Annotated in this window: 18 protein-coding genes; 11 read left to right on the forward strand and 7 right to left on the reverse strand. The window is 69.7% G+C overall.

Annotation, left to right across the window (positions count from 1 at the left end; translation table 11 throughout):
- Positions 1 to 20 precede the first annotated feature (20 nt).
- The 5 genes from gcvH to P7L68_RS07915 all read left to right on the forward strand — a co-directional run bounded on the left by gcvH (position 21) and on the right by P7L68_RS07915 (position 7,623).
- Positions 21 to 398, forward strand: a complete 378-nt coding sequence (gene gcvH / locus P7L68_RS07895; RefSeq protein WP_014746304.1) for a glycine cleavage system protein GcvH — start codon at positions 21 to 23, stop codon at positions 396 to 398.
- 7 nt (positions 399 to 405) lie between these two features.
- Positions 406 to 1,770 (forward strand): aminomethyl-transferring glycine dehydrogenase subunit GcvPA, encoded by a 1,365-nt coding sequence (gcvPA, locus tag P7L68_RS07900; RefSeq protein ID WP_372003956.1) that lies wholly within the window; start codon positions 406 to 408, stop codon positions 1,768 to 1,770.
- Between the two features lie 56 nt (positions 1,771 to 1,826).
- Positions 1,827 to 3,332, forward strand: a complete 1,506-nt coding sequence (gene gcvPB / locus P7L68_RS07905) for an aminomethyl-transferring glycine dehydrogenase subunit GcvPB (RefSeq protein ID WP_372006796.1) — start codon at positions 1,827 to 1,829, stop codon at positions 3,330 to 3,332.
- A gap of 347 nt (positions 3,333 to 3,679) precedes the next feature.
- Positions 3,680 to 6,061 carry an MFS transporter gene (locus P7L68_RS07910; protein ID WP_372003958.1) on the forward strand — a complete coding sequence of 794 codons (2,382 nt, stop codon included), beginning with the start codon at positions 3,680 to 3,682 and terminating at the stop codon, positions 6,059 to 6,061.
- Positions 6,058 to 7,623: a glutamate-cysteine ligase family protein gene (locus tag P7L68_RS07915; RefSeq protein WP_372003960.1), complete on the forward strand. Its 1,566-nt coding sequence runs from the start codon at positions 6,058 to 6,060 to the stop codon at positions 7,621 to 7,623. Before P7L68_RS07910 ends, P7L68_RS07915 begins: the two co-directional genes overlap by 4 nt.
- Here P7L68_RS07915 and P7L68_RS07920 read toward each other — a convergent pair.
- The 7 genes from P7L68_RS07920 to P7L68_RS07950 all read right to left on the reverse strand — a co-directional run bounded on the left by P7L68_RS07920 (position 7,602) and on the right by P7L68_RS07950 (position 14,056).
- Entirely contained in the window at positions 7,602 to 8,828 is a 1,227-nt protein-coding gene (locus tag P7L68_RS07920) for an ABC transporter substrate-binding protein (protein ID WP_372003962.1), read from the reverse strand. The two genes, P7L68_RS07915 and P7L68_RS07920, sit on opposite strands and share 22 nt — an antisense overlap.
- A complete protein-coding gene (locus tag P7L68_RS07925; protein WP_372003964.1) occupies positions 8,825 to 10,918 on the reverse strand; it encodes a SpoIIE family protein phosphatase in 2,094 nt (697 codons plus the stop codon). The genes P7L68_RS07920 and P7L68_RS07925 overlap by 4 nt, the downstream gene beginning before the upstream one ends.
- 317 nt (positions 10,919 to 11,235) lie before the next feature.
- Positions 11,236 to 11,718 (reverse strand): F0F1 ATP synthase subunit B, encoded by a 483-nt coding sequence (locus P7L68_RS07930; RefSeq protein WP_372003966.1) that lies wholly within the window; start codon positions 11,716 to 11,718, stop codon positions 11,236 to 11,238.
- 5 nt (positions 11,719 to 11,723) lie between these two features.
- Positions 11,724 to 12,227: a F0F1 ATP synthase subunit B' gene (locus P7L68_RS07935; RefSeq protein WP_372003968.1), complete on the reverse strand. Its 504-nt coding sequence runs from the start codon at positions 12,225 to 12,227 to the stop codon at positions 11,724 to 11,726.
- Positions 12,228 to 12,443: 216 nt separating this feature from the next.
- The gene (locus P7L68_RS07940) at positions 12,444 to 12,671 is read right to left on the reverse strand and encodes an ATP synthase subunit C family protein (RefSeq protein WP_014746295.1); all 228 of its coding nucleotides are present in this window, start codon (positions 12,669 to 12,671) and stop codon (positions 12,444 to 12,446) included.
- A 118-nt stretch (positions 12,672 to 12,789) separates the two neighbouring features.
- Entirely contained in the window at positions 12,790 to 13,521 is a 732-nt protein-coding gene (locus tag P7L68_RS07945) for a F0F1 ATP synthase subunit A (protein WP_372003970.1), read from the reverse strand.
- Between the two features lie 133 nt (positions 13,522 to 13,654).
- Positions 13,655 to 14,056: an AtpZ/AtpI family protein gene (locus tag P7L68_RS07950; RefSeq protein WP_372003972.1), complete on the reverse strand. Its 402-nt coding sequence runs from the start codon at positions 14,054 to 14,056 to the stop codon at positions 13,655 to 13,657.
- A gap of 716 nt (positions 14,057 to 14,772) precedes the next feature.
- Here P7L68_RS07950 and P7L68_RS07955 point away from each other — a divergent pair.
- The 6 genes from P7L68_RS07955 to cobM are packed head-to-tail and all read left to right on the forward strand — an operon-like array spanning position 14,773 to position 21,292.
- Positions 14,773 to 15,918, forward strand: coding sequence for a sirohydrochlorin chelatase (locus P7L68_RS07955; RefSeq protein ID WP_372003974.1), 1,146 nt, complete (start codon positions 14,773 to 14,775; stop codon positions 15,916 to 15,918).
- The gene (locus P7L68_RS07960; RefSeq protein ID WP_372003976.1) at positions 15,915 to 16,556 is read left to right on the forward strand and encodes a precorrin-8X methylmutase; all 642 of its coding nucleotides are present in this window, start codon (positions 15,915 to 15,917) and stop codon (positions 16,554 to 16,556) included. Before P7L68_RS07955 ends, P7L68_RS07960 begins: the two co-directional genes overlap by 4 nt.
- A complete protein-coding gene (gene cbiE / locus P7L68_RS07965; RefSeq protein WP_372003978.1) occupies positions 16,553 to 17,791 on the forward strand; it encodes a precorrin-6y C5,15-methyltransferase (decarboxylating) subunit CbiE in 1,239 nt (412 codons plus the stop codon). The genes P7L68_RS07960 and cbiE overlap by 4 nt, the downstream gene beginning before the upstream one ends.
- Positions 17,788 to 18,567 (forward strand): precorrin-2 C(20)-methyltransferase, encoded by a 780-nt coding sequence (cobI, locus tag P7L68_RS07970; RefSeq protein WP_372003980.1) that lies wholly within the window; start codon positions 17,788 to 17,790, stop codon positions 18,565 to 18,567. The genes cbiE and cobI overlap by 4 nt, the downstream gene beginning before the upstream one ends.
- Positions 18,564 to 20,450 (forward strand): precorrin-3B C(17)-methyltransferase, encoded by a 1,887-nt coding sequence (gene cobJ, locus P7L68_RS07975; protein ID WP_372003982.1) that lies wholly within the window; start codon positions 18,564 to 18,566, stop codon positions 20,448 to 20,450. The genes cobI and cobJ overlap by 4 nt, the downstream gene beginning before the upstream one ends.
- On the forward strand, positions 20,447 to 21,292 hold the full coding sequence (cobM, locus tag P7L68_RS07980) for a precorrin-4 C(11)-methyltransferase (RefSeq protein ID WP_372003984.1): 846 nt from the start codon (positions 20,447 to 20,449) through the stop codon (positions 21,290 to 21,292). Before cobJ ends, cobM begins: the two co-directional genes overlap by 4 nt.
- The last annotated feature ends 37 nt before the right edge of the window (positions 21,293 to 21,329 follow it).

A 21,329-nucleotide genomic window follows, 5' to 3' on the forward strand; every position in this document is an offset into this window, starting at 1 on the left:
AGGGAACAGCGAGCTTCCTCATGAGCACTCTGCGTTTCACCAAGGACCATGAATGGATCGACCTCGACGGCGAGGTCGCGACCGTCGGCATCACCGACTACGCCCAGGGACAGCTGGGTGATGTGGTGTTCGTCGAACTGCCCGAGGTCGGGCGGTCCCTGGCCGCCGGCGACGATGCCGCGGTGGTCGAGTCGGTCAAGGCTGCGAGCGACGTCTACGCGCCGATCGACGGCGAAGTGGTCGAAGCCAATCAGGCGGTGGTCGACGACCCGAGCCTGGTCAACAGCGATCCTGCGGGCGAGGGCTGGTTCTTCAAGGTCCGCGTCACCGATGCCGGTCAGCTCGACGAGCTGATGGACGAGGACGCCTATGCGTCCTACATCGCGGAGCTGGAGTGATCTTATCATGCGTTATCTGCCCCTGACGGGTGAGGACCGCGCGGAGATGCTCCGCGTGATCGGTGCCCCGTCGATCGACGCCCTCTATTCCGACGTGCCGGCCGACCTGCTGCATGGCCCGGAGGCCTTCCAGGCCGTGGCGCCGGGCAAGAGCGAGCTTCAGGTCGAGCGCGAGATGGCCGCCTATGCCCGCGCCAGCCGGGCCGCCGGTGACGGGCCGTTCTTCGTGGGCGGCGGGCTCTACCGCCACCATGTGCCGGCCGCCGTCGACCATCTGATCCAGCGGTCCGAATTCCTGACCGCCTACACTCCCTATCAGCCGGAAATCGCCCAGGGCACCTTGCAGACCCTGTTCGAGTTCCAGACCCAGGTGGCCCTGCTGACCGGCATGGACGTGGCCAATGCCTCGCTCTATGACGGCTCCACCGCCGCGGCCGAAGCGGGCATGATGGCGGTGCGCATCACCCGCCGGAACAAGGTGGTGGTGGCGGGATCGGTCCACCCGCACTACCGCGCCGTGGTGCAGAACCAGCTGGGTTTCGCGGGCATCGAGGTCGATCTCGCCCCGGCCGATCCGCTGGCTGAAGACGATGTCGCGGCGCGGGTCGATGCCGGCACCGCGGCGGTGATCGTGCAGAATCCCGGCTTCTTCGGCCAGGTCCGCGACCTCACGGCGCTGGCCCGGGCGGTGCATGCCAAGGGCGCGCTGCTGATCGTGGCGGTGACCGAGGCGGTGTCGCTGGGCGCGGTCGAAAGCCCCGGCGCCATGGGCGCCGACATCGTGGTCGGCGAGGGCCAGAGCTTCGGCAATGCGCTCACCTTCGGCGGGCCGACCGTCGGCCTCTTCGCCACCCGGTCGAAATTCCTCCGCCAGATGCCGGGCCGGCTCTGCGGCGAGACCGTGGATGCCGATGGCCGTCGCGGCTTCGTGCTGACGCTGTCGACCCGCGAGCAGCACATCCGCCGCGACAAGGCGACCAGCAACATCTGCACCTCGGCCGGCCTTTGCGCCACCGCCTTCACCATCCATCTGGCGATGCTGGGAGAGCAGGGGCTGGCGCATCTGGCGGCGCTGAACCATGCGCTGGCCTCCCGCGCGGCCGATCGTCTGGCGGCGGTGCCGGGTCTGCGTCTGGTCAACGACACCTTCTTCAACGAGTTCACCCTCGATCTGGGGCAGCCGGCCGCACCGGTGGTGGAGCGGCTGGCGGCGCGCGGCATCCTGGCCGGCATCGCGCCGGCGGCGCTCGACGGGGTCGAGGCGGATGCGGCGGCGCTCCGCAACCTGCTGGTGGTGGCGGTGACCGAACTCGTCACCGACGAGGATGTCGAGGCGCTGGCCTCGGCGCTGACCGAGGAGCTTTCGGCATGACCGCGATGGACCGTTCCCAGGGCCGGGTCTCGCGCGACGAGACGCCGGAGATTTCAATGATCCCCGAAACCGCGACCGGCAATCGCGGCCTGCAGCTTGAAGAGCCGCTGATCTTCGAACAGGGCACCCCCGGCCGGATCGGCGTCGATCTGGCGCCGGTGCCGGAAGCGAAAAGCCGGCTGGGCGGTGTGGTGCGCAAGGCGCCGGTCGGCCTGCCCGATCTGGCCGAGCCGCAGGTGGTGCGCCATTTCGTGCGCCTGTCGCAGAAGAACTACTCGATCGATTCGGGGCTCTTCCCGCTCGGCTCGTGCACGATGAAGTACAATCCGCGCCTGAACGAAAAGGTGGCGCGGATGCCGGGCTTCGCCGATCTGCACCCGCTGCAGCCCGTTTCCACCATCCAGGGCGCGCTCGGCATGATGCACGAGCTGGGCACCTGGCTGACCGAGCTGACCGGCATGGCCGAGGTGACGCTGGCGCCAGCCGCCGGCGCCCATGGCGAGCTGGCCGGGCTGATGGCGATCCGTGCCGCCCACGTCGCCCGCGGCGATGCCCGCAAGCGTGTGATCGTGCCCGACAGCGCCCATGGCACCAATCCGGCCTCGGCCGTGCTCTGCGGCTATACCGTGCAGAGCATTCCGGGCACCGATGACGGCCGGGTCGATGTGGCGACGCTGAAGGCGGCGCTCGGCCCCGATGTCGCGGCGGTGATGCTGACCAATCCCAACACCTGTGGCCTGTTCGAACGGGACGTGAAGGTGATTGCCGATGCGGTGCACGAGGTGGGCGCCTATTTCTACGGCGACGGCGCCAATTTCAACGCCATCGTCGGGCGGGTGAAGCCGGCCGAACTCGGCTTCGACTGCATGCACATCAACCTGCACAAGACCTTCTCCACCCCGCATGGCGGCGGCGGCCCGGGTTCGGGCCCGGTGGTTTTTGCCGAAAGCCTCGCTCATGTCGCGCCGGGTCCGCGGATCCGCCGGCAGGACGACGGCAGCTATACGGTCGAGGCCGTGCCGGGTGGCCCGGCCGTGGGCCGGCTCAAGGCCTTCTTCGGCCAGGCGGGCATGTTCACCCGGGCGCTCGCCTATATGAAGAGCCTGGGCCGCGACGGTCTGTATGCGGCTTCGGGTGATGCGGTGCTGGCCGCCAATTACCTGATGGCGCGGCTCTCGGAAGAGATGACCCCGGCCTTCCCCGGCCCGGCGATGCATGAATGCCTGTTCGACGACGGTTTCCTTGAGGGCACCGGGGTCAGCACGCTCGACTTCGCCAAGGCGATGATCGACGAGGGCTTCCACCCGATGACCATGTACTTCCCGCTGGTGGTGCATGGCGCGATGCTGATCGAGCCGACCGAGACCGAATCGAAGCAGGCGCTGGACCAGCTGGTCGACGCGCTGCTCTCGCTGGCCCGCCGGGCGAAGGCGGGGGAAGCGGAAGCCTTCCATGCCGCCCCGCGCTACGCGCCGCGCCGGCGTCTCGACGAGACCCTCGCCGCCCGCAAGCCGGTGCTGCGCTGGACCCCGCCGGCAGAGGCCCGCGCCGCGGCCGAGTGACCGCCCGCAGACCTGTCCCGACCGCCCCGGTAGCGTCGCTGCCGGGCCAGTCCGGAGACCGATCGACCGCCTCGGTAGCGTCGCTGCCGGGCCAGTCCGGAGACCGATCGACCGCCTCGGTAGCGTCGCTGCCGGGCCAGTCCGGAGACCGACCGACCGCCCCGGTAGCGTCGCTACCGGGGCGGTTCGCGTTTCGGTCGGCAAATCCCGCGATGCGGCACAGGAGCGTTAATCCGGGTTGACCTGGGCACAGGAAGCGCGGGCCAAAACCAATACATCCGGGTAGGATGCGGGAAATCCGGCCCCCCTTGCTGCGGGTGGTCCTGCATAGCGGAAAATCCTTCTCCATGAGCCTCGCCACCCGGGCCCGCGGGCCGATCTTCCGTCTCACCCTCGCCCTGGCGCTGCTGCTGCCGGTGTGCATGGGCATTGCCGGTTTCCTGAACCTCACCGCCCTGAAGCGGGTCGACGCCGAGGCGACGGTCAGCGAGGTGACCGCGATCGGCGGCAAATGGGCCGACCGGCTGCAGGTCGCCGTGCGCTACGGCAAGCCGATCGAGAAATTCTCGGGGCTCGACGACCTGCTCGACGATGTCCGCCAGGATATCCCGCTGGCGGGCCAGGCGGCGGTGGTCGATCGTCGGGGGCAGGTGCTGGGCAGCCGCGGTGAAGAGGCGGCAGTGCCGGTGGTCGGCGCGGATCAGGGCGGCCAGGTCGTGGAACGGGTGACCGCCGGTCGCCGCTGGGTGCTGTTCCCGATCCGTGATGCCGGCGGGGCGGTCGTGGCCCATCTGGGCGTGGCATTGCCCGAAGAGGCCCATACGGCCGAGATCGGCCGCACCGTCCAGGCGATGGTCGCCGCCGCGGCCGCTGCCACCATTCTGGGCGTTCTGGTCACGCTGGGGCTGGGTTTCGTCTCGGCCCGTGGCAGGGCGGCCGATGATGTGCGGCTGAAGCGGATGCGGGTCGCCGGCATCGCGGTGGTGGTGCTGGCTCAGGCTGGGTTTGCCGCCTATGCGATCGGCGAGTTCCGCAGCGCCGTCGAGAATGCCGCCGCACGTCAGGGCGAACGTCTGGCGGCCTCGGTCGCCAATGATCTCGACCAGTTGATCAACAAGGGCATCGCGCTCCGTTTCATGGGCCGGATCGAGGACAATTTCGCCCGGCTGATCGATCAGGTGCCGCTGATCGGCGGTGCCGCCCTGGTCGGGCCCGACGGCACGCGCATCGCCGTGGCCGGTGTCACCGGCCCGGATGCCGGGCCGGTGGTCACCCGTGACCTGACCACGGTCGCGGGCAGCGGCGGCCGCCCCGCCGGCCGGATCGAGATGACGCTGTCGGGCACCGCCATTGCCGACAGCGTGCAGTCGCGCGTGCTCGACGCGGTCACCCTGGCGCTGGTTTCGGCCATGATCGTGGGCGAGGGGCTGATCTTCGTCTTTGCGGCGGTCCGTGGCCGTACCGGGGCGGGTGGTATCGCCGATTCGCGCTTCGCACGGCCGATGGCCTTCCTGTTCCTTCTTGCCTGGTCGCTGCCCCTGTCTTTCGTGCCGCTGGCGATGCGCCTGCTGGCCGCAGGCAACGGAGGGGAGACCAGCGACATCATGATGGCGGCCCCGGTTTCGGCCGAGATGATGTGCGCGCTGGTCACCGCCCTCATCGCCGGCCCGATGGCCGATCGCCGCGGCTGGCAGGTGCCGGTGCTGACCGGCTTCGGCCTGTGTGTGCTGGCCAATCTGGTGTCGCTGGTGGTGATGGCGACCCAGACCCATCCCGCCGCCTTCATCGCCGCGCGTGCCCTGGGCGGTCTCGGCTATGGCTTTGCATGGATGGGCATCCAGAGCCACCTCTACGCCACCACTTTGCCCGAGCGCCGGGCCAGCGCCACGGCCGGGCTGATCGCCGGCATCTTCGTCGGCCAGATGTGCGGTACCGCGATCGGGGCGATGCTGGCCGAACAGCTGGGCTATGCCAATGTCTTCCTGGTCGCGGCCCTGTTCATGGTCATGCCGCTGATTGTGGCGCTGGTCGCCGTCAGTGTCGGCCGCGAGCCCGCGACCGTGGCCGAGAGCAAGCCCGCCGCCGCCGCGCCGGTGCCGGCCGAAGCCGGCGGCGGCTGGCGCGGCCTGTTCACCGACCGCACCTTCATGCTGGTGCTGATCTGCAGTGTGATCCCGTTCTCGATCGCCCAGGTCGGCCTGCTCAACTTCGCCGTGCCGGTCTATCTGGCAGAACAGGGCATCAACCAGTCCGATATCGGCCGCGTGCTGATGGTCAATGGCCTGGCAGTCATCCTGCTCGGCCCGCTCTTCGGCCGGCTGACCGACAGGGTGACCGACAAGCGGCCTTTCATCGTGGCCGGTGCACTGGCCGCCGCCGCCGCCCTGGTCGTTGCCAGCATCGGCGGCAATCTGATGGCGCTGGTCGCCGCCGTGTTCCTGATCGGCGTCTCGGGCAGCATTGCCGGCGGCGCGCAGAGCGCCCATGGCCTGCAGGGCGAAGGCGTCGCCCGGGCCGGCATCGGCCGGGCGGTCAGCATGAAGCGTTCGGCCGACAAGTTCGGCCAGATGCTGGGGCCGCTGATCGTGGGCGGGCTGTTCGCGGTGGTCGGCACCACGGCGGGGCTGGCGGCCACGGCGGGGCTGATGCTGGCGGCCGGCCTGCTCTTCCTGCTGCTCGACCGCCGCCCTGCGCCACCCCGGGTGGGGGAGGCGGAGGCCAGCTCATGACCTTGGAGCATCTGCCGATGCCGCGATCGCCCAAGGTCGGGGTGGAGATCGAACTGCCGGTCGCCTCTGCCGCCGACGGCTCCAGCCTTGCCGTGCCCGACGTCTTCACCCGTCTGGTTGCCGAGGGCGAGGCCCAGGGCCGGTCGCCGCAGCCGCTCTGCCTCGGCGGCCGGGTGGTGGGCCTGCGCGATGCCGCGGGCATGATCTCGGTCGACAACGGTTTCAACAACCTCGAAGCCTCTCTCGGGCCGGTCAGCGGTCTGGAGCGGCTCGACGACGAGGCGCACGAGGCGCTGGACCGGATCGGGGCCGCGGTGACGGCCGCAGGCGGCATGCTGGTCAATCTGGCCGAGCATCCCTTCCAGCCGGTGTCACGTCCCTTCTATCTCGCCACCCGGGCCCCGAAGCCGGTCTATGACTATTGGAACGAGGTGCGGGGCTGGGATCATGCGGCCGGCATCGATGCCAAGGCCCATAACAGCCCCTCGACCGATGTGCCGGTCGATCGCGGTGCCGATGCGGTCAATCTGGTGCTGGGCTTCTCCGCGGCCTTCATCGCCCTCTTTGCCAACAGCCCCTACGAGAACGGCCGGGCGACCGGCTTCAGGGAGAACCGGCTGACCCTCTGGTCGCGGATGTGCGGCAGGGCCCATGCCGCCCGCGATCGCAGCTGCTTCGTGCCGCCGGCCGAGCCCTTTGCCGGGCTCGCCGCCTATATGCGCTGGGCGCTGGGCATGGATGCGCCGCTGCCGGCCCTGCCGCACGGCCCGGCGGATCTCGCCCCCACCTCGAAGATCGGTGGCCTGGTCGAGGTCGAGGGTCAGCCGACCCTGCGGGAATTTCTTGCCAGTGGCCGCAGCTGGAGCGGCCGGCTGCGGGGCGACGACATGGTGGTACAGATCCGCCCCTCTGCCACCCATTTCGCGGCGTTGCAGTCGTCGAACTTCCTGGACGCCCGGTTGCGCTTTGCCTTCGCCCCCGGCCGCATGCCCGAGCCGGCGACGCTGGCCGCGGCGGTCGACAGCGATGCGGCCCTGGCCCGGCTGATGGCCGAGACCACCTCGGCGGTCTATCTGGAAGGCCGTGCCCCCGGCGCCAACCTGCCGGATCAGGAGCTGACCGATCTGGGCGGCGAGGCCGTGGCGGCCAGTGTGGTGAGCGCCGCCGGTGCCCTGCAGAAGGGGCTGCTGGCGGTGATGGATCGGGGTCTGGCCGTCATCGCGCGCCATGGCTGGGCGCGGCTGATGCTGCTGCGCATGCGCGCCATGCGCGACGGGCTGGGGGCCGAGGTCGATGGTCTGACCGCGGCTGGTCTGGCGGCGGAGCTGGTCGATCTGGCGGGTGCCGGGCTTGATGCCCGCGAGGCGCGCTTCCTTGCCTATCCGGCCTTCGTGCTGCAGACGGGGCAAAGCGGCGCCGATCGGGCGATCGCGATGGTGGAAGCCGGCCATGACGACATGGCCGCGCGGCTGGCTCGGCTGGTCTTCGCCCGGCGGCATGTCGCCCTGGGCGGTGCGGCGTCCGCCGCCGCCGGGCTCGCTCAGCGCTCGATCTTGCGGTAGATCTCGTCGGCGGCCAGCAGGATGTCGACCGGCGGGTTGAAGCCGATGATCTCCATGGTCTCCAGATTGAGGGCGATCTTGGCCGGCGCCACCCAGCGCTGATCCAGCGCCCAGGGCTCGGCGCCGTTGAAGATCCGGCCGATCACCTCGGCATGGAACAGCCCGACATACGAGAAATCGCCCTGGGCGATGCTCATCAGCACGCCCCGGCGGACGTCGCCCGATCCGGCCATCGAGAAGGTCGGCACGCCGGCATCCAGCGCCGCATCGACGATGGCGGCAAGGCTGCTGCTGGTCACGCCGCGGTGGACGGTGATGTAGAGCGCGTCGACCTTGGGGGCCAGTTCCTGGTAGCAGCGCACCGCCTCGGCCTTGGCGACATCTTCCGGCACGCCGTTGAAGGGGGCGAAGCAGGTGACGAGGTCGAAGCCGCGGCTGGCGGAGACCGACTCGACCTCTTCGATGGCGGCAAAGGTGCGGCCTTCCAGCGTGTTCTCGTAGACCACGCCCAGGCGCTTCGCCCGGACGATGTCGTCGAACAGCTCCACCTGACGGCCGTAACGGCCGGGCTCGACCTTGGCATGCAGGTTGGGGCGGCCGGAATCATCCGGTGACGGGATGATCTTCGAGGCGACGGGGTCCGAGGTCGAGGCGACGACGATCGGTGTGGTGACCGCGTCATTGGCCAGATCCTGACCCGCCCAGGTGCCCATGGCGATCATCAGGTCGATATCCTGCCGCCGGGTCAGCCGCTCGATGATCTCGGGCCGGACCTGCTTGCGGCGCTCGGGGTCGAAATCGCCGGCGGTGTAATGGGCGTCGCCGACGAATTCGACATGGCCGCCATTGGCATTGGTGATCAGGAACTGCCAGAGAGCGGCGGAGTCCTTCACCTGATCCATCGGCGGCAGATCGATCGGGGGCACCCAGCCCAGCTGCATCAGCCCGCGGACGATGGCGGCAAGGATGATCTTATAGTCGCCGTACTGGCCGCCTTCGTAATAGCCGATGCGGAAGCGCTTCTCGGGGGTTTCGGGGCCCGGCACTGCCGGGATCGCCTCGGCCGCGGCGCGGATCTCGGGCGAGGGCGGGGCGGCATGGGTCGAGGCGGGCAGCAGGCCGATCAACAGCCCGGCAAGTGCCAGACCGATCAGCAGCGACAGCAGGACACGTCCGAACAGGGTCGCGGGCTTCCAGAGGGTCATCCGATGCTCCGTAGTGCCTCGGGGGCTGCGGTGGTGGCGTCGGCCCCGGGGCCGGCGTAGTGCAGGGCGAAGACGGTGATGTCGTCCGACTGGTCGGCACCGGCAACGAAATCGTCGATGTCGTCGAACAGCCGGTCGACGAAGCGCTTCGGATCGGCCGCCATGCCGCCGGCCGACACCCGGAGCAGCCGGTCGTCGCCGTAGAGCGCCTTGTCGGGGTTGTGGGCCTCGGTCACGCCGTCGGTATAGACCAGCAGCTCGTCGCCGGCGCAGAGGTCCAGCGACATCGCCCGGTAGGGCATGTCTTCCATCACGCCCAGCGCCGGGCCACAGACCGTGCTCAGGGCCTCGGGTGCCGTGGCGCCGCGACGCAGCAGCAGCGGCGGGTTGTGGCCGGCATTGCAGTATTCCAGCCGGCCGGCCGCCAGATCGATCCGGCCGCAGAACAGGGTGACGAACATGGTGTTCGGGTTGTCGCGCGCCAGCATGTCGTTGACCTCGGCCAGCATCTCGGCCGGCGTCAGGCCCTTCTCGGCCGAGGTCTTGAGCAGGGTGCGGGTGATGGCCATGAACAGTGCCGCCGGCACGCCCTTGCCCGACACGTCGCCGACCACGAAGTAGAAATGGCGGCCCTCGGCGAAATAGAAGTCGAACAGGTCGCCGCCGACCTCCTTTGCCGGCACCAGGCGGGCATGGAGATTGATCTCGGGCCGGTCGGGGAAGGGCGGGAAGGTCTTGGGCAGCAGGCCTTCCTGAATGTCGCGGGCGGCGGCGAGTTCGCCTTCAATTCGCATACGCTCTTCCGTCACCCGGATCAGCTCGCGGATCTTGGCGCGGAGCGTCTCGTCCATGAAGGCGAAGGCGGATGCCAGCCGGCCGATTTCGTCGGCACGATCGTCGATCATCCGCCGCAGCCCCGGATCGGGCGGCGCGTCCTGGGTGAAATCCTGCGAGGCGAGGGCGCGGACCCGGACCTCCAGCCGGCGCAGCGGCCGGACCAGCCAGCCCGAGAGCGGATAGGCGGCCAGGAAAGACAGCACCAGAACCGAGCCGAGCAGCAGCGCCTGATTGCGGGTGACCTCGCGCGCCGGGCCCAGGATGTCGTCGCGCGACAGCAGCATCGTCACCCGCCAGTCCAACGGCTTGAACAGATGGGCGTAGAGTACGACGTCGTCGGCGCCCGCCGGCGGTGGCACCGCAATCGTGTCCTGGCGGGGCAGGGTCTGCGGCAGCATGGCGAAGGCGTCGGCGCAGCTGTCGACGGCGGTGCTGATCGCCGCACAGGCGGCATCACCGCCCTGGGGCGGGATCACCAGCCGGCCCTGGCCGTCGAAGATCATCGCCCGGCCGCGATCGCCCAGGCGGAGCGCATGGACGCTGTTGGTCAGGTCGCGGATCATCTGCGCCATCTGGGCGTCGGCTGCACGCTGGACGTCTTCGGCGTCGGCGATCACCGCCACCGTCCAGCCCCAGGGCTCGAAATTGCGGAAATAGCCGAATTTCAGCCGGGTCTCGGTGGCATCCAGGCTCTGCCAGGGGAAGGTGGAGAAGGTGTCGCCGTATTGGGCAACGTCTTCCTGTGCCGCCTGGAAGGCGGGGCGGCCCTTCATGTCGCGGCCGTCGATCAGCGTCTGGCCCAGCAGGGCGGCATTGGGGTGGATCAGCACCCGCATGCCGCCGTCATAGACGATGACATAGCGGGCCTCGCTGCGCGGCTGGTCCGACAGCCATTGCAAGGCGGTGTTGCGGGCGGCGGTCTCGCTCATCCCGCCATTGGCGGCCAGGCGGCGCAAGGCGGAGAGCACCGAGACCACCTGGTCGCCCTGGTCGCGGAGTGCCGTCTTGCGCTGGTCGACGGCATCGACCTTCTGGCGGATCAGCGACTGGAAGCGCTCACGCAGGCTGGTGGCGAAAAGATCGATGGTGTTGGTGGCCTCGCGCTCGCGTTCCGAGACGAAGCTCCGCTCCAGCAGGGCGGTGGTGGATGGCAGGATCACGGCGGCGGTGACGCCCAGGATGGCGGCCACGCCCAGAAACACCGCCACTCTCAGTGATCGAAACTGCCGCACGCCCTGTCCCCGTCGCCACATGCCCCGGCCGTCCGGCAGGTCTTCGCCCGGCCGGCCGTCATTTCTCCCGCCGGTGCATCCTGCCTGATCACCGGCCACATGGCGAGCCTCCAGACGCACCGGGTCAACGGCGGGCCACATTGGTGACGGAACATTACATCGACGCCGGAGGATCGATCCAGTGACGCGACATTACATCGACGTCGATGTATTATATCGACGATATGTCATTATATTGATGCCGGAATATCCGCAGGAGCCGGTCCCGAAACGCGAAACGCCCCGCCGGCAGGGCCGGCGGGGCGTTTCGGAACTGCCCGGATTGCGGGAGACGCAGATCAGTGCAGGGTCTTGAGGCCGGCGATGGTGTCATCCACCAGCTTGGCCTGACGGTCGGCGGAGAGCTGGGTGCGCAGCACCTGCTCGGTCGCCGCCATTGCCACATCGACCGCGGTCGCACGGACCTCGGCGATCGCATCGGCTTCCGCCTGGGCGATCTTGGTGGCGGCCATGCGCTCGCGGCGCTCGATCGACTGGGCCAGCTGGGTCTGGCCCATCTCGACGATGCGCTTCGCTTCGGTGCGCGCATGGGCGACCATCTGCTCGGCTTCCTGCATCGCCTCGCGCTGCTTGCGCTGATACTGGGCGAGGAGCGCCTGGGCGTCCTCGCGCAGCTTCTGCGCGGCATCGAGTTCGGCGCGGATCGCGGCTGCACGGGCGTCGAGCATGCCCCCGATGGTCTTGTGGACCTTCAGGAAGCCAAGCCCGGCGATGCAGAGGACGAAGGCGACGGCGACCCAGAAAGTGGGATCGGAGAACATCGGCCTCACTCCTTCCGCGACGAGGTGGCAGCCAGGGCGGCGTCGACGGCGCTGCGGACCGCAGCGGTATCGACCGGCGCACCGGCGAGCTTCGCGGTGGCAGCCTCGGCGGTCTCGGTCGCGAGCGACGCGAGATCGGCCATGGCGTCCGCCTTGGCGGCGGCAACGGCGGCCTCGGCCTCGCGGACCTTGGCGGCCAGACGCTCGTCGAGCGCGTCAAGCTGCCGCTGGGCCTCGGCCTGGGCCTGCTCACCGGCCTGCTCCAGAAGCTTCTGGGCTTCGGCGCGGGCATTGGCGAGCGCCGCTTCATAGGCCGCACGCGCCTCTTCGGCCTCGCGCTTCAGCGCTTCGGCACGATCGAGATCGGCGGCGATACGGTCCTGGCGCACCTCGAGGATATCGGCGATGCGCGGGAGCGCGATCTTCGACATCAGCAGATAGAGCAGGCCGAAGGACACCACCAGCCAGAAGATCTGCGACGCGAATGTGCTCGGTTCGAACTGAGGCATGGGTCTCCCGGGGCATTTCGTGGACGGGGCCCGGAAAAGGCCGTCCGTCATGGCGAAAGTCTGGCGTGGCCGGAGGATCGTGCCGTTGCCGGATGATGTGCTCCAAGAAGCCTCATCCGGCGGCCGTCTGCCGTCCCCGCCCTCACGAACGCGCCCGAGGCGGTGTTTTCACACCCCTCGGGCCCGCTCGGTACCGGTTCCCGGCCGTCGTGCTGATCAGAACACGAAGAGAATGATCAGCGCGATCAGCAGGGCGAAGAGGCCGACCGCCTCGACCAGCGCGAAGCCGAGCATCGCGAGGGGGAACACGGTGGTGCGGACCGAGGGGTTCCGCGCCAGCGAGCTGACCAGCGAGGAGAAGATGTTGCCGATACCGATACCGACGCCGAACAGCGCAAGCACCGCGAGGCCGGCACCGATCATCTTTGCGGCTTCCAGTTCCATCGCTCAACTTCCTTATCTTGACAAAGGGACTGGTTTTCAGAGAGGCGATCGCCCGAACCTGCCCGCGACCGGGGACCGGCCGGCGACATCGCCGGTCGGTCGGATCCGGTCCCGGATCTCAGTGCAGGTGCAGCGCGTCGTTGAGGTAGATGCAGGTCAGGATCGCGAAGACATAGGCCTGCAGCGCGGCGATGAAGAGTTCGAGGGCGGTGAGGCCCACGACCACCACGAGAGGCGCAACGCCCGCGATACCGAGCGCGACGATGAAGCCGGCCAGCACCTTCAGCATCGTGTGCCCGGCAACCATGTTCGCGAACAGTCGCACCGACAGGCTGATCGGACGCGACAGGTAGGAGATGATCTCGATCGGCACAACCAGCGGCATCATCCACAGGGGCACGCCCTGGGGGACGAAGAAGCTGAAGAAGTGACCGCCATGCTTCACCAGACCGATCACGGTGGTCAGCAGCCAGACAAACAGCGCCATCGCAAAGGTGACGACGATGTGGCTGGTGGTGGTGAAGCTGTAGGGGAGCATGCCCGCCAGGTTGGCGAACAGGATGAACATGAACAGCGTGAAGATGAAGGGGAAGTACTTCCGGCCTTCGGATCCCACGTTGTCTCGAAGCATGTTCGCTACAAACTCGTAGGACATCTCCGCCATCGACTGTCCGCGGCCCGGAACGAGGGCACGATTGCGCGAGCCCAGCGTCAGGAACAGCGTAACGGCCGCGATGGCGATGAACATCCACAGCGACGAGTTGGTGAAGGAGATGTCGACGCCGCCGATCTGGAGGTCGACCAGACGCTTGATGTGGAACTGCTCAAGCGGGCTATGTGCTTCCGCCACCGTGGCCCTCGCTCTTCGTTAAGAACTCAACCCTGGCCGGAGCCGTCGGCATCGGGGAATTCCCGCATGCCGGCCACCTTCCGCACCCTTGCCCGCGGTCGACCCGCAGACCCGTCAATCTTCCCGTCCGGCGTCACCGGCGGTCGCCGGCGTCATCCTGCCGCCCCGAACCATCCCCTTCCGGGGGATCGGCCGGGCCGTTGCCCTTCGCTTCGCCTTCATCGATCTCGTTCATCGTCCGCTTGGCGAAGGCGTAGGCATTGCGTATGCCGGCCGCCGCACCAAATAGAAAGAAGATGAGCATTCCGAAGGGTGCCGTGCCGAGCCAGCGGTCGATGAACCAGCCAAGCCCGAGCCCGACGACGAGAGCCGCCAGGAGGTCCGTCCCGACGCGAGCGGCGAACCCGATGCCCTTCACCGGCTCACGCGAATTCCCCGGACCGTCGCCAGTGCGGCGGCCGGTGGAGGATCGTGCCTGCTTCAATCGGGCTTCAAGCTCTTTCAGTCCCGAGTCGTCCCGGTCATCCATGAGCATGGGCCCGCCTTGAGCATCCGGTCGGTGGAAGGCGTCTCTGGGTTTCCGGCGTCAGGCGGGCTGCATTTCTGCAGCAACACCTTGGGATCCGGCCACCCGGGCACGCCGGCCGCGCCGCAACAGCGCTGCCGAAGGCGCGTGAACCATACGGGGAAGCCCTATGCGTGTCAAGAATGAAAACCCCTTGCTTTACAAGGGATTGGCTTGGCCAACCCATTGATTTTTCAGCACTCGTCTTTCAGGCTCGTGCCCACCCGGACACCCTGTGCCCTGGTGTCGCGGGTGCCGGCGGTGCAACCTCCGGGTATCTGATGCGGGCTTCCACCGCATGACGGGGGGCGGGCTTTGATGCTTCGGGATGCGTGATGGGGTGGCTTATCCCCCGTTGATTGAAAATCGGCGAGATGTTGCATCCTTCGCGCGGTTGACGCATGGTGACTGAACAAGGCCGGCCCGATACGGGACCGGCCACCACGCCCCGGGACGCCAGACGCGACGGGGCTTCGCGGGCGGGATCATCGCCGGCGGACGGGCGGATCCTGGATGGAAGCCCGCGTGGACGATCGTGATGGCATTGCCGCCTGCACCCTGCCGGCGGCGGCGGTTTTCTGCTGCCACGCGACGCCGACGCAGCGCGCTTCCTCTCGGTTATATACGGGCCCCCGTCCATCGGCCGCTTCCGCACCGACAGCTGTGTGACGGAGGGACGGAACGCGATGTTCGGGCTTGGAGCCGGTCAGGGACTGATGATCTGCGGCCATGGCAGCCGCGATCAGGGGGCGGTCGACGAATTCGCCGAGCTGGCCATCGAGCTGCGCCGGCGTTTTGCACCGGTGCCCGTCGAATACGGTTATCTGGAATTCGCCCGCCCGATCATCCGCGAAGGTCTGGACCGGCTGCGGGCCCAGGGCGTGCGCGAGGTTCTGGCCGTGCCGGGCATGCTGTTCGCCGCCGGCCATGCCAAGAACGACATCCCCTCGGTGCTGAACACCTATCAGGAAAGCGTGCGCACGGGCGGCGAGATGGCCGGCGGCCTGGCCGATCCCGGTTTCACCATCCGCTATGGCCGTGAACTGGGTATCGACCCGCGGATGCTGAAGGCGGCGGGAGAGCGGGTAGAGGCGGCCATCGCCCGTGCCGATGCCGCCCGGCCGGTGACCGATCCCATCCCGCGCCACGAGACCCTGCTGGTCGTGGTCGGCCGCGGCGCCTCGGATCCGGACGCCAATTCCAACGTCGCCAAGGTCGGCCGCATGCTCTGGGAGGGGCTGGGCCTCGGCTGGGCGGAGACCGCCTATTCCGGCGTCACCTTTCCCCTGACCGAACCGGCGCTCCGCCACGCGGTGCGGCTGGGGTTCCGGCGGATCGTGGTGTTTCCGTATTTCCTGTTCACCGGCATTCTGGTCAACCGGATCTACGACGCCGTCGACCGGGTGGCGGCCGATTTCCCCGAGATCGAATTCGTGAAGGCCCGCTATCTGCGCGACCACCCGCAGGTGGTGGAAACCATGATCGACCGGGTGCAGGAAATCCTGCAGGGCACCGGCAACATGAACTGCCAGATGTGCAAATACCGGGTCCAGGTGCTGGGCTTCGAGGCCGAGCGTGGCCTGCCGCAGGAAAGCCATCACCATCATGTGGAGGGCATCGGCACCGGTGCCGCGGGGCATGATCACGGGCATGATCACCATCACCACCATGATCACGATCATCCCCATGGCCACGATCACCATCACGACCACCACCATCACGGGTCCCACCATCACGGAGCCGGCCATGATCATGGCCACCACCACCACCCCTATCCCCATGCCGACCACCCGCTCGGGCCGTCCAGTCTGAAGAAGGCATCGGGGGGATGAGTGCGGCCTGGCTGCGTGTGCCGGACGAGATCTATGCCAGATCCTTCGCCATCATCCGTGCCGAGGCGGAGCTTGACCGGCTGCCCGCGGCCCTGGTGCCGCTGGCGCTCAGGGTCGTGCATGCCTGCGGCATGGTCGAGGTGGCGTCGCATCTTGCCTGGCGGGGGGATCCGGCCGCGGCCGGCCGCGCCGCGCTGGCCGATGGCCGGCCGGTGATCGCCGATTGCCGCATGGTCGCTTCGGGCATCATCCGCCGCCGGCTGCCGGCGGCTACCGGCATTCTCTGCGGGCTCGACTGCGACGAGACGGCGGCGATCGCGGCGCGCGACGGCACCACCCGGTCGGCCGCAGCCCTCGATGCGCTGGGCGACCGGCTGGCGGGGGCGGTGGTCGCGATCGGCAATGCGCCGACCGCCCTGTTCCGCCTGCTGGAGATCATCGCCGGCGGGGGGCCGCGCCCGGCGGCCATCCTGGCCTTCCCGGTGGGGTTCGTCGGCGCCGCCGAGAGCAAGCAGGCGCTGATCGAGGCCGATTGCGGGGTGCCCTTCCTCACCCTGCCCGGGCGGATGGGCGGCAGCGCCATGGCCTCGGCGGCCGTCAATGCCCTCTGGGCGCCCAATGAGGAGGGGGCGGGATGATGGACGGCGCCACTCTGACCACCGCAACCGCCCCCTGGATCACCATCATCGGCATCGGCGAGGACGGCCTGGACGGTCTCGGCACCGAGGCCCGGGCCGAGGTGGCCGCGGCGGAGCTGCTGATCGGCGGCGATCGTCATCTGGCGATGCTGCCCGCGGAAGATCAGCGCCCGCGCCTGGCCTGGCCCAGCCCGCTCAAGGATCTGCGGCCGGCGATCGAAGCCGCGCGCGGACGCCGGCTGGTGGTGCTGGCCAGCGGCGACCCTTTCTGCTGGGGCGTCGGCACCACGCTCGCCCGCTGGTTCGGGCCCGATGCGCTGAGCGTGCATCCGGCCCCCTCGGCCGCGAGCCTGGTCTGTGCCCGGCTGGGCTGGCCGCTGCCGGAGGTCCGGATCATCACCCTGCACGGCCGGCCGCTGGCGCTGCTCGACCGCCATCTCCAGCCCGGCGCACGTCTCGTTATATATACCGACGACGGCGCGGCCCCGGCGGCGATCGCCGCCCGTCTGGCCGAGCGCGGTTTCGGCGCCAGCCCGATGGTGGTGCTCGAATGCCTGGGCGGCCCGCGGGAGGCTGTACGCCGGGGGCTGGCGGGCGACTGGGATCAGCGCCCCGCGGCTGATCTCAACACGGTGGCGGTGGACCTGGTGGCGGCACCCGCGACCGACTGGCTGCCGACGCTTGCCGGGCTCGACGACGACGCCTTCGACCATGACGGCCAGCTGACCAAGCGTGAGGTGCGGGCGATCACCCTGGCCCGGCTGATGCCGGCGCCCGGCGCGCTGCTCTGGGATCTGGGCGCCGGCAACGGCTCAGTCGCGATCGAATGGCTGCGGGCCGAGCCCACCGCCCGGGCGATCGGCATCGAACAGCGGCCCGACCGGCTGGATCGGGCGCGGGCCAATGCGCTTCGGCTGGGCGTGCCGGGGCTGAAGCTGATCGAAGGCCGGCTGCCCGAGGCGCTGGCGGGGCTGCCCGCCCCGGATGCGGTCTTCCTGGGCGGCGCCGTGGCGCAGGCGGGGCTGATCGACCATCTGGTCACCCTGCTTCGGCCGGGCGGCCGGCTGGTCGCCAATGCCGTGACGCTGTCGGGAGAGGCGGCGCTGATCGAGGCTGAGGCCCGCCATGGCGGCGATCTGACCCGCATCCAGATCGCCCGCGCCGAGCCGGTCGGGCCGCATCTGGGCTGGCGGGCGGCGATGCCGGTCACCCAATGGGCCTGGCGGCGCGTATGAGCGGGGCAGGTTCGACGACTGGCCGGCTGATCGGTCCGGGCCGGTTGATCGGTCCGGGCCGGTTGATCGGTCCGGGCCGGTTGATCGGTCTGGGTCTGGGCCCCGGCGACCCTGAGCTGATCACGCTCAAGGCCGCCCGGCTGCTCGGCAGTCTGGGGGTCGTTGCCCATATCCGGGCGGCGGGTGCCGCCGGGGGCATGGCGCTCAACATCGCCCGCGGGCTGATCGCCCCTGAGGCGGTTCTGGTCGAGATCGAGATGCCGATGCGCGACGACCGCAGCCCCGGGGCCGCAGCCTATGATGCCGGCGCCGCGGCCATCGCCGCCCATCTGGCGGAGGGCCGTGATGTCGGCCTCTTGTGCGAGGGCGACCCGCTGACCTTCGGCTCGTTCATGTATCTGGCCGCCCGACTGTCGGGGCGTTTCCCGGTCGAGGTGGTGCCGGGCATCACCTCGATGGCCGGCGCGGCGGCGCGGATCGGCCTGCCGCTCGCCGCCCGCACCGACTGTCTGGCGATGATCCCGGCCACCCTGCCCGAACCCGAGCTTGCGGCGCGGATCGCCGCCGCCGACGGCATGGCGATCCTCAAGATCGGCCGCCACCTGCCCAAGCTGCGCCGGGTGCTGGAGGACGCCGGGCTGCTGGCCCGGGCCTGGTATGTCGAGCGCGCCACCTGGCCCGGCGAGCGCATCCTGAAACTTGCCGACCTTCCCGACGAGGCGGTGCCCTATTTCAGCCTGATCCTGGTTCACCGGCGCGGCGAGGCGACAGCATGACCGACATCTTTTCCACCGCCGCACCGGCCGTTCTGATCCTGGGGCCGTCGGGGCTGCCGCTGGCCCGGCGGGTTCAGGCGCTGCTGCCGGGCGCCGTGATCACCGGCCCCCATGCCCGGCTTGCGGCCGAAGATCGCGCCCTGGTCGCGCCGCTCGACTCCGTGGCCGAGGGGCTGCGCGGCCTGTTCCTGGCCGGCCGGCCGATCCTGGGCATTGCGGCTGCCGGCGCGCTGATCCGCATGCTCGCCCCGGTTTTGGCCGACAAGACGGCCGAGCCGCCGGTGCTGGCACTCGCCGAGAATGGCAGCGCGGTCGTGCCGCTTCTGGGCGGCCATCACGGCGCCAATGATCTGGCCCGCCATCTGGCTGAGGCGCTGGGGGCGGTGGCGGCGGTGACGACGGCCGGCGATCTGCGCTTCGGTATCGCCCTCGACGAGCCGCCGGCCGGCTGGCGGCTGGCGGCGGGGCTGGATCCGAAACCCGCCATGGCGGCGCTGGTCGCCGGGGCCTCGGTCCGGCCCGAGGGCGATCTGCCGGCCTGGCTCGCCCCCCTGCCGCGGGCGGCGGAGGGCAGCGTGCCGCTGGTGATCGATCACCGGCTTCGGGAGGTGACGGCAGGCGGGCTGCTTTATCATCCGGCTCGCCTTGCCGTCGGCATCGGCTGCGAACGCGGTGCCGGGGCCGACGAGATCGGCGGGCTGATCGACGAGACCCTGGCCGGCGCCGGTCTGGCACCCGAAGCCGTCGCCCTGATCGCCACCATCGACATCAAGTCGGACGAGGCCGGAATCGCGGCTGCGGCCGCGGCACGCGGCCTGCCGGTCCGGGTCTTCCCCGCTGCACGGCTTGCCGAGGAAACCCCGCGCCTTGCAACCCCGTCCGACTATGTGAGGGCGACGGTGGGCGTGGCCGGGGTCGCCGAGGCGGCAGCACTTGCGGCGGCAGGTCCTGCGGGCGACCTGATCGTGACCAAGCGCAAATCGCCACGGGCGACCTGTGCGGTGGCGCTCGCCCCCGAACCGATCGCGGCCGGCGAGGTCGGGCGCGCGCCGGGCATGCTCTATGTCGTCGGCATCGGCCCCGGCCGGGCCGACTGGCGCACGCCCGAGGTCGACCGCATGGTGGCGGAGGCGACCGATCTGGTCGGCTATGGGCTCTATCTGGATCTGCTGGGTCCGGCCGCGGCGGGCAAGCGTCGCCACGGCTATGAATTGGGCGAGGAGGAACGCCGCGTCGCCGCGGCACTCGATCTTGCGGCCGAGGGGCGAAGCGTCGCGCTGGTCTGCTCGGGCGATGCCGGCATCTATGCCATGGCGGCGCTGGTCTACGAGCTGATCGAGCGCGGCGAGGATATGGGCGAGCCCCGCCCCGGCTGGGCGCATGTGCCGGTGCAGGTCTCACCCGGGATTTCCGCGCTCCAGGCTGCGGCGGCGCGGGCGGGGGCGCCGCTCGGTCATGATTTCTGCACCATCTCGCTGTCCGATCTGATGACGCCGTTCACGGTGATCGAACGCCGGATCCGGGCCGCGGCCGCCGGCGATTTCGTGATTGCCTTCTACAACCCGGTCTCGCGCCGCCGGCGCCACCAGCTGGCCCGTGCCCGCGAGATTCTGATCGAGGCCCGCGGCGGCGCCACCCCGGTCATCCTGGCCCGCAATCTGGGCCGGCCCGACGAGACGGTGACCATCACCGATCTGGACGGGCTCGCGGTCGATGCGGTCGACATGCTGACCCTGGTGATGGTCGGTGCCCGCGGCAGCCGGCGGCTGGAGCTGGGGCAGGGCACCCGGGTCTACACCCCCCGCGGCTATGGCAGCCGCGGCGAGGACAGTTTTGCAGATGCCGGTTTCGGCCGGAACGGATCAGGAGAGGCCGTGGCATGACGGTTCATTTCATCGGTGCCGGCCCCGGTGCGGCCGATCTGATCACCATCCGTGGCCGCGACCTGATCGCCGCCGCCCCGGTCTGCCTTTATGCCGGATCTCTGGTGCCGGCCGAGGTGGTGGCCTGGGCGCCGGCCGGTGCCCGGGTGATCGACACCGCCCCCCTCACCCTCGACGAGATCGTCGACGAGATGCGGGCGGCCCATGACCGGGGCGAGGACGTCGCCCGTGTCCATTCCGGCGATCCCTCGATCTATGGCGCGACGGCCGAGCAGATGCGGCGGCTGAAGGCGCTGGGCATCCCCTTCGACGTGACCCCGGGTGTGCCCGCCTTCGCCGGCGCCGCGGCGGCGCTGCAGAGCGAGCTGACCCTGCCCGGCATTTCGCAGACGGTGATCGTGACCCGCACCGGCCATGCCTCATCCCCCATGCCCGAGGGCGAGACGCTGGAAGAGCTGGGCCGGTCGCGGGCAACGCTCGCCATTCACCTCTCGATCCGCTTCCTGCCCCAGATCCATCGGACTCTGGCGCCCCATTACGGCGACGACTGCCCGGTGGTGGTGGTCTATCGGGCGACCTGGCCCGACCAGATGATCATCCGCGGCACGCTGGCCGATATCGCGGCCCGGGTCCGGGCCGCGAAGATCACCCGCACGGCTCTGATCCTGGTCGGCCGGGTCTTCGAGCCCGGCGACTTCGCCGACAGTGCGCTTTATGATCCGGGGCATGCGCATGTGCTGCGGCCGGTTCGTGCCGCCCCGAAACGTCCCCGGGGCAGCCTGCCCGAACCCGCGGCCGGCGTTGCCCCCCGCGTCGGGGACGCCGACCCCCTCTCCCGCTGAATCCGGCGACCCCTCGGATTCCTTCCTGAACCCTGTC

The sequence above is a fragment of the Tistrella mobilis genome (assembly GCF_041468085.1).
GTDB lineage: Bacteria > Pseudomonadota > Alphaproteobacteria > Tistrellales > Tistrellaceae > Tistrella > Tistrella mobilis_A.

Bases quoted from the DNA above. Each gene is read 5' to 3' on its own strand.
- gcvPA (WP_372003956.1), top strand. From the start codon at position 406: ATGCGTTATCTGCCCCTGACGGGTGAGGACCGCGCGGAGATGCTCCGC.
- cobM (WP_372003984.1), top strand. From the start codon at position 20,447: ATGACGGTTCATTTCATCGGTGCCGGCCCCGGTGCGGCCGATCTGATC.
- P7L68_RS07935 (WP_372003968.1), bottom strand. From the start codon at position 12,227: ATGCCTCAGTTCGAACCGAGCACATTCGCGTCGCAGATCTTCTGGCTG.
- cobJ (WP_372003982.1), top strand. From the start codon at position 18,564: ATGACCGACATCTTTTCCACCGCCGCACCGGCCGTTCTGATCCTGGGG.
- P7L68_RS07960 (WP_372003976.1), top strand. From the start codon at position 15,915: ATGAGTGCGGCCTGGCTGCGTGTGCCGGACGAGATCTATGCCAGATCC.
- P7L68_RS07930 (WP_372003966.1), bottom strand. From the start codon at position 11,718: ATGTTCTCCGATCCCACTTTCTGGGTCGCCGTCGCCTTCGTCCTCTGC.
- gcvH (WP_014746304.1), top strand. From the start codon at position 21: ATGAGCACTCTGCGTTTCACCAAGGACCATGAATGGATCGACCTCGAC.
- P7L68_RS07955 (WP_372003974.1), top strand. From the start codon at position 14,773: ATGTTCGGGCTTGGAGCCGGTCAGGGACTGATGATCTGCGGCCATGGC.
- P7L68_RS07925 (WP_372003964.1), bottom strand. From the start codon at position 10,918: ATGTGGCGACGGGGACAGGGCGTGCGGCAGTTTCGATCACTGAGAGTG.
- gcvPB (WP_372006796.1), top strand. From the start codon at position 1,827: ATGATCCCCGAAACCGCGACCGGCAATCGCGGCCTGCAGCTTGAAGAG.
- P7L68_RS07940 (WP_014746295.1), bottom strand. From the start codon at position 12,671: ATGGAACTGGAAGCCGCAAAGATGATCGGTGCCGGCCTCGCGGTGCTT.
- cbiE (WP_372003978.1), top strand. From the start codon at position 16,553: ATGATGGACGGCGCCACTCTGACCACCGCAACCGCCCCCTGGATCACC.
- P7L68_RS07910 (WP_372003958.1), top strand. From the start codon at position 3,680: ATGAGCCTCGCCACCCGGGCCCGCGGGCCGATCTTCCGTCTCACCCTC.
- cobI (WP_372003980.1), top strand. From the start codon at position 17,788: ATGAGCGGGGCAGGTTCGACGACTGGCCGGCTGATCGGTCCGGGCCGG.
- P7L68_RS07920 (WP_372003962.1), bottom strand. From the start codon at position 8,828: ATGACCCTCTGGAAGCCCGCGACCCTGTTCGGACGTGTCCTGCTGTCG.
- P7L68_RS07950 (WP_372003972.1), bottom strand. From the start codon at position 14,056: ATGCTCATGGATGACCGGGACGACTCGGGACTGAAAGAGCTTGAAGCC.
- P7L68_RS07915 (WP_372003960.1), top strand. From the start codon at position 6,058: ATGACCTTGGAGCATCTGCCGATGCCGCGATCGCCCAAGGTCGGGGTG.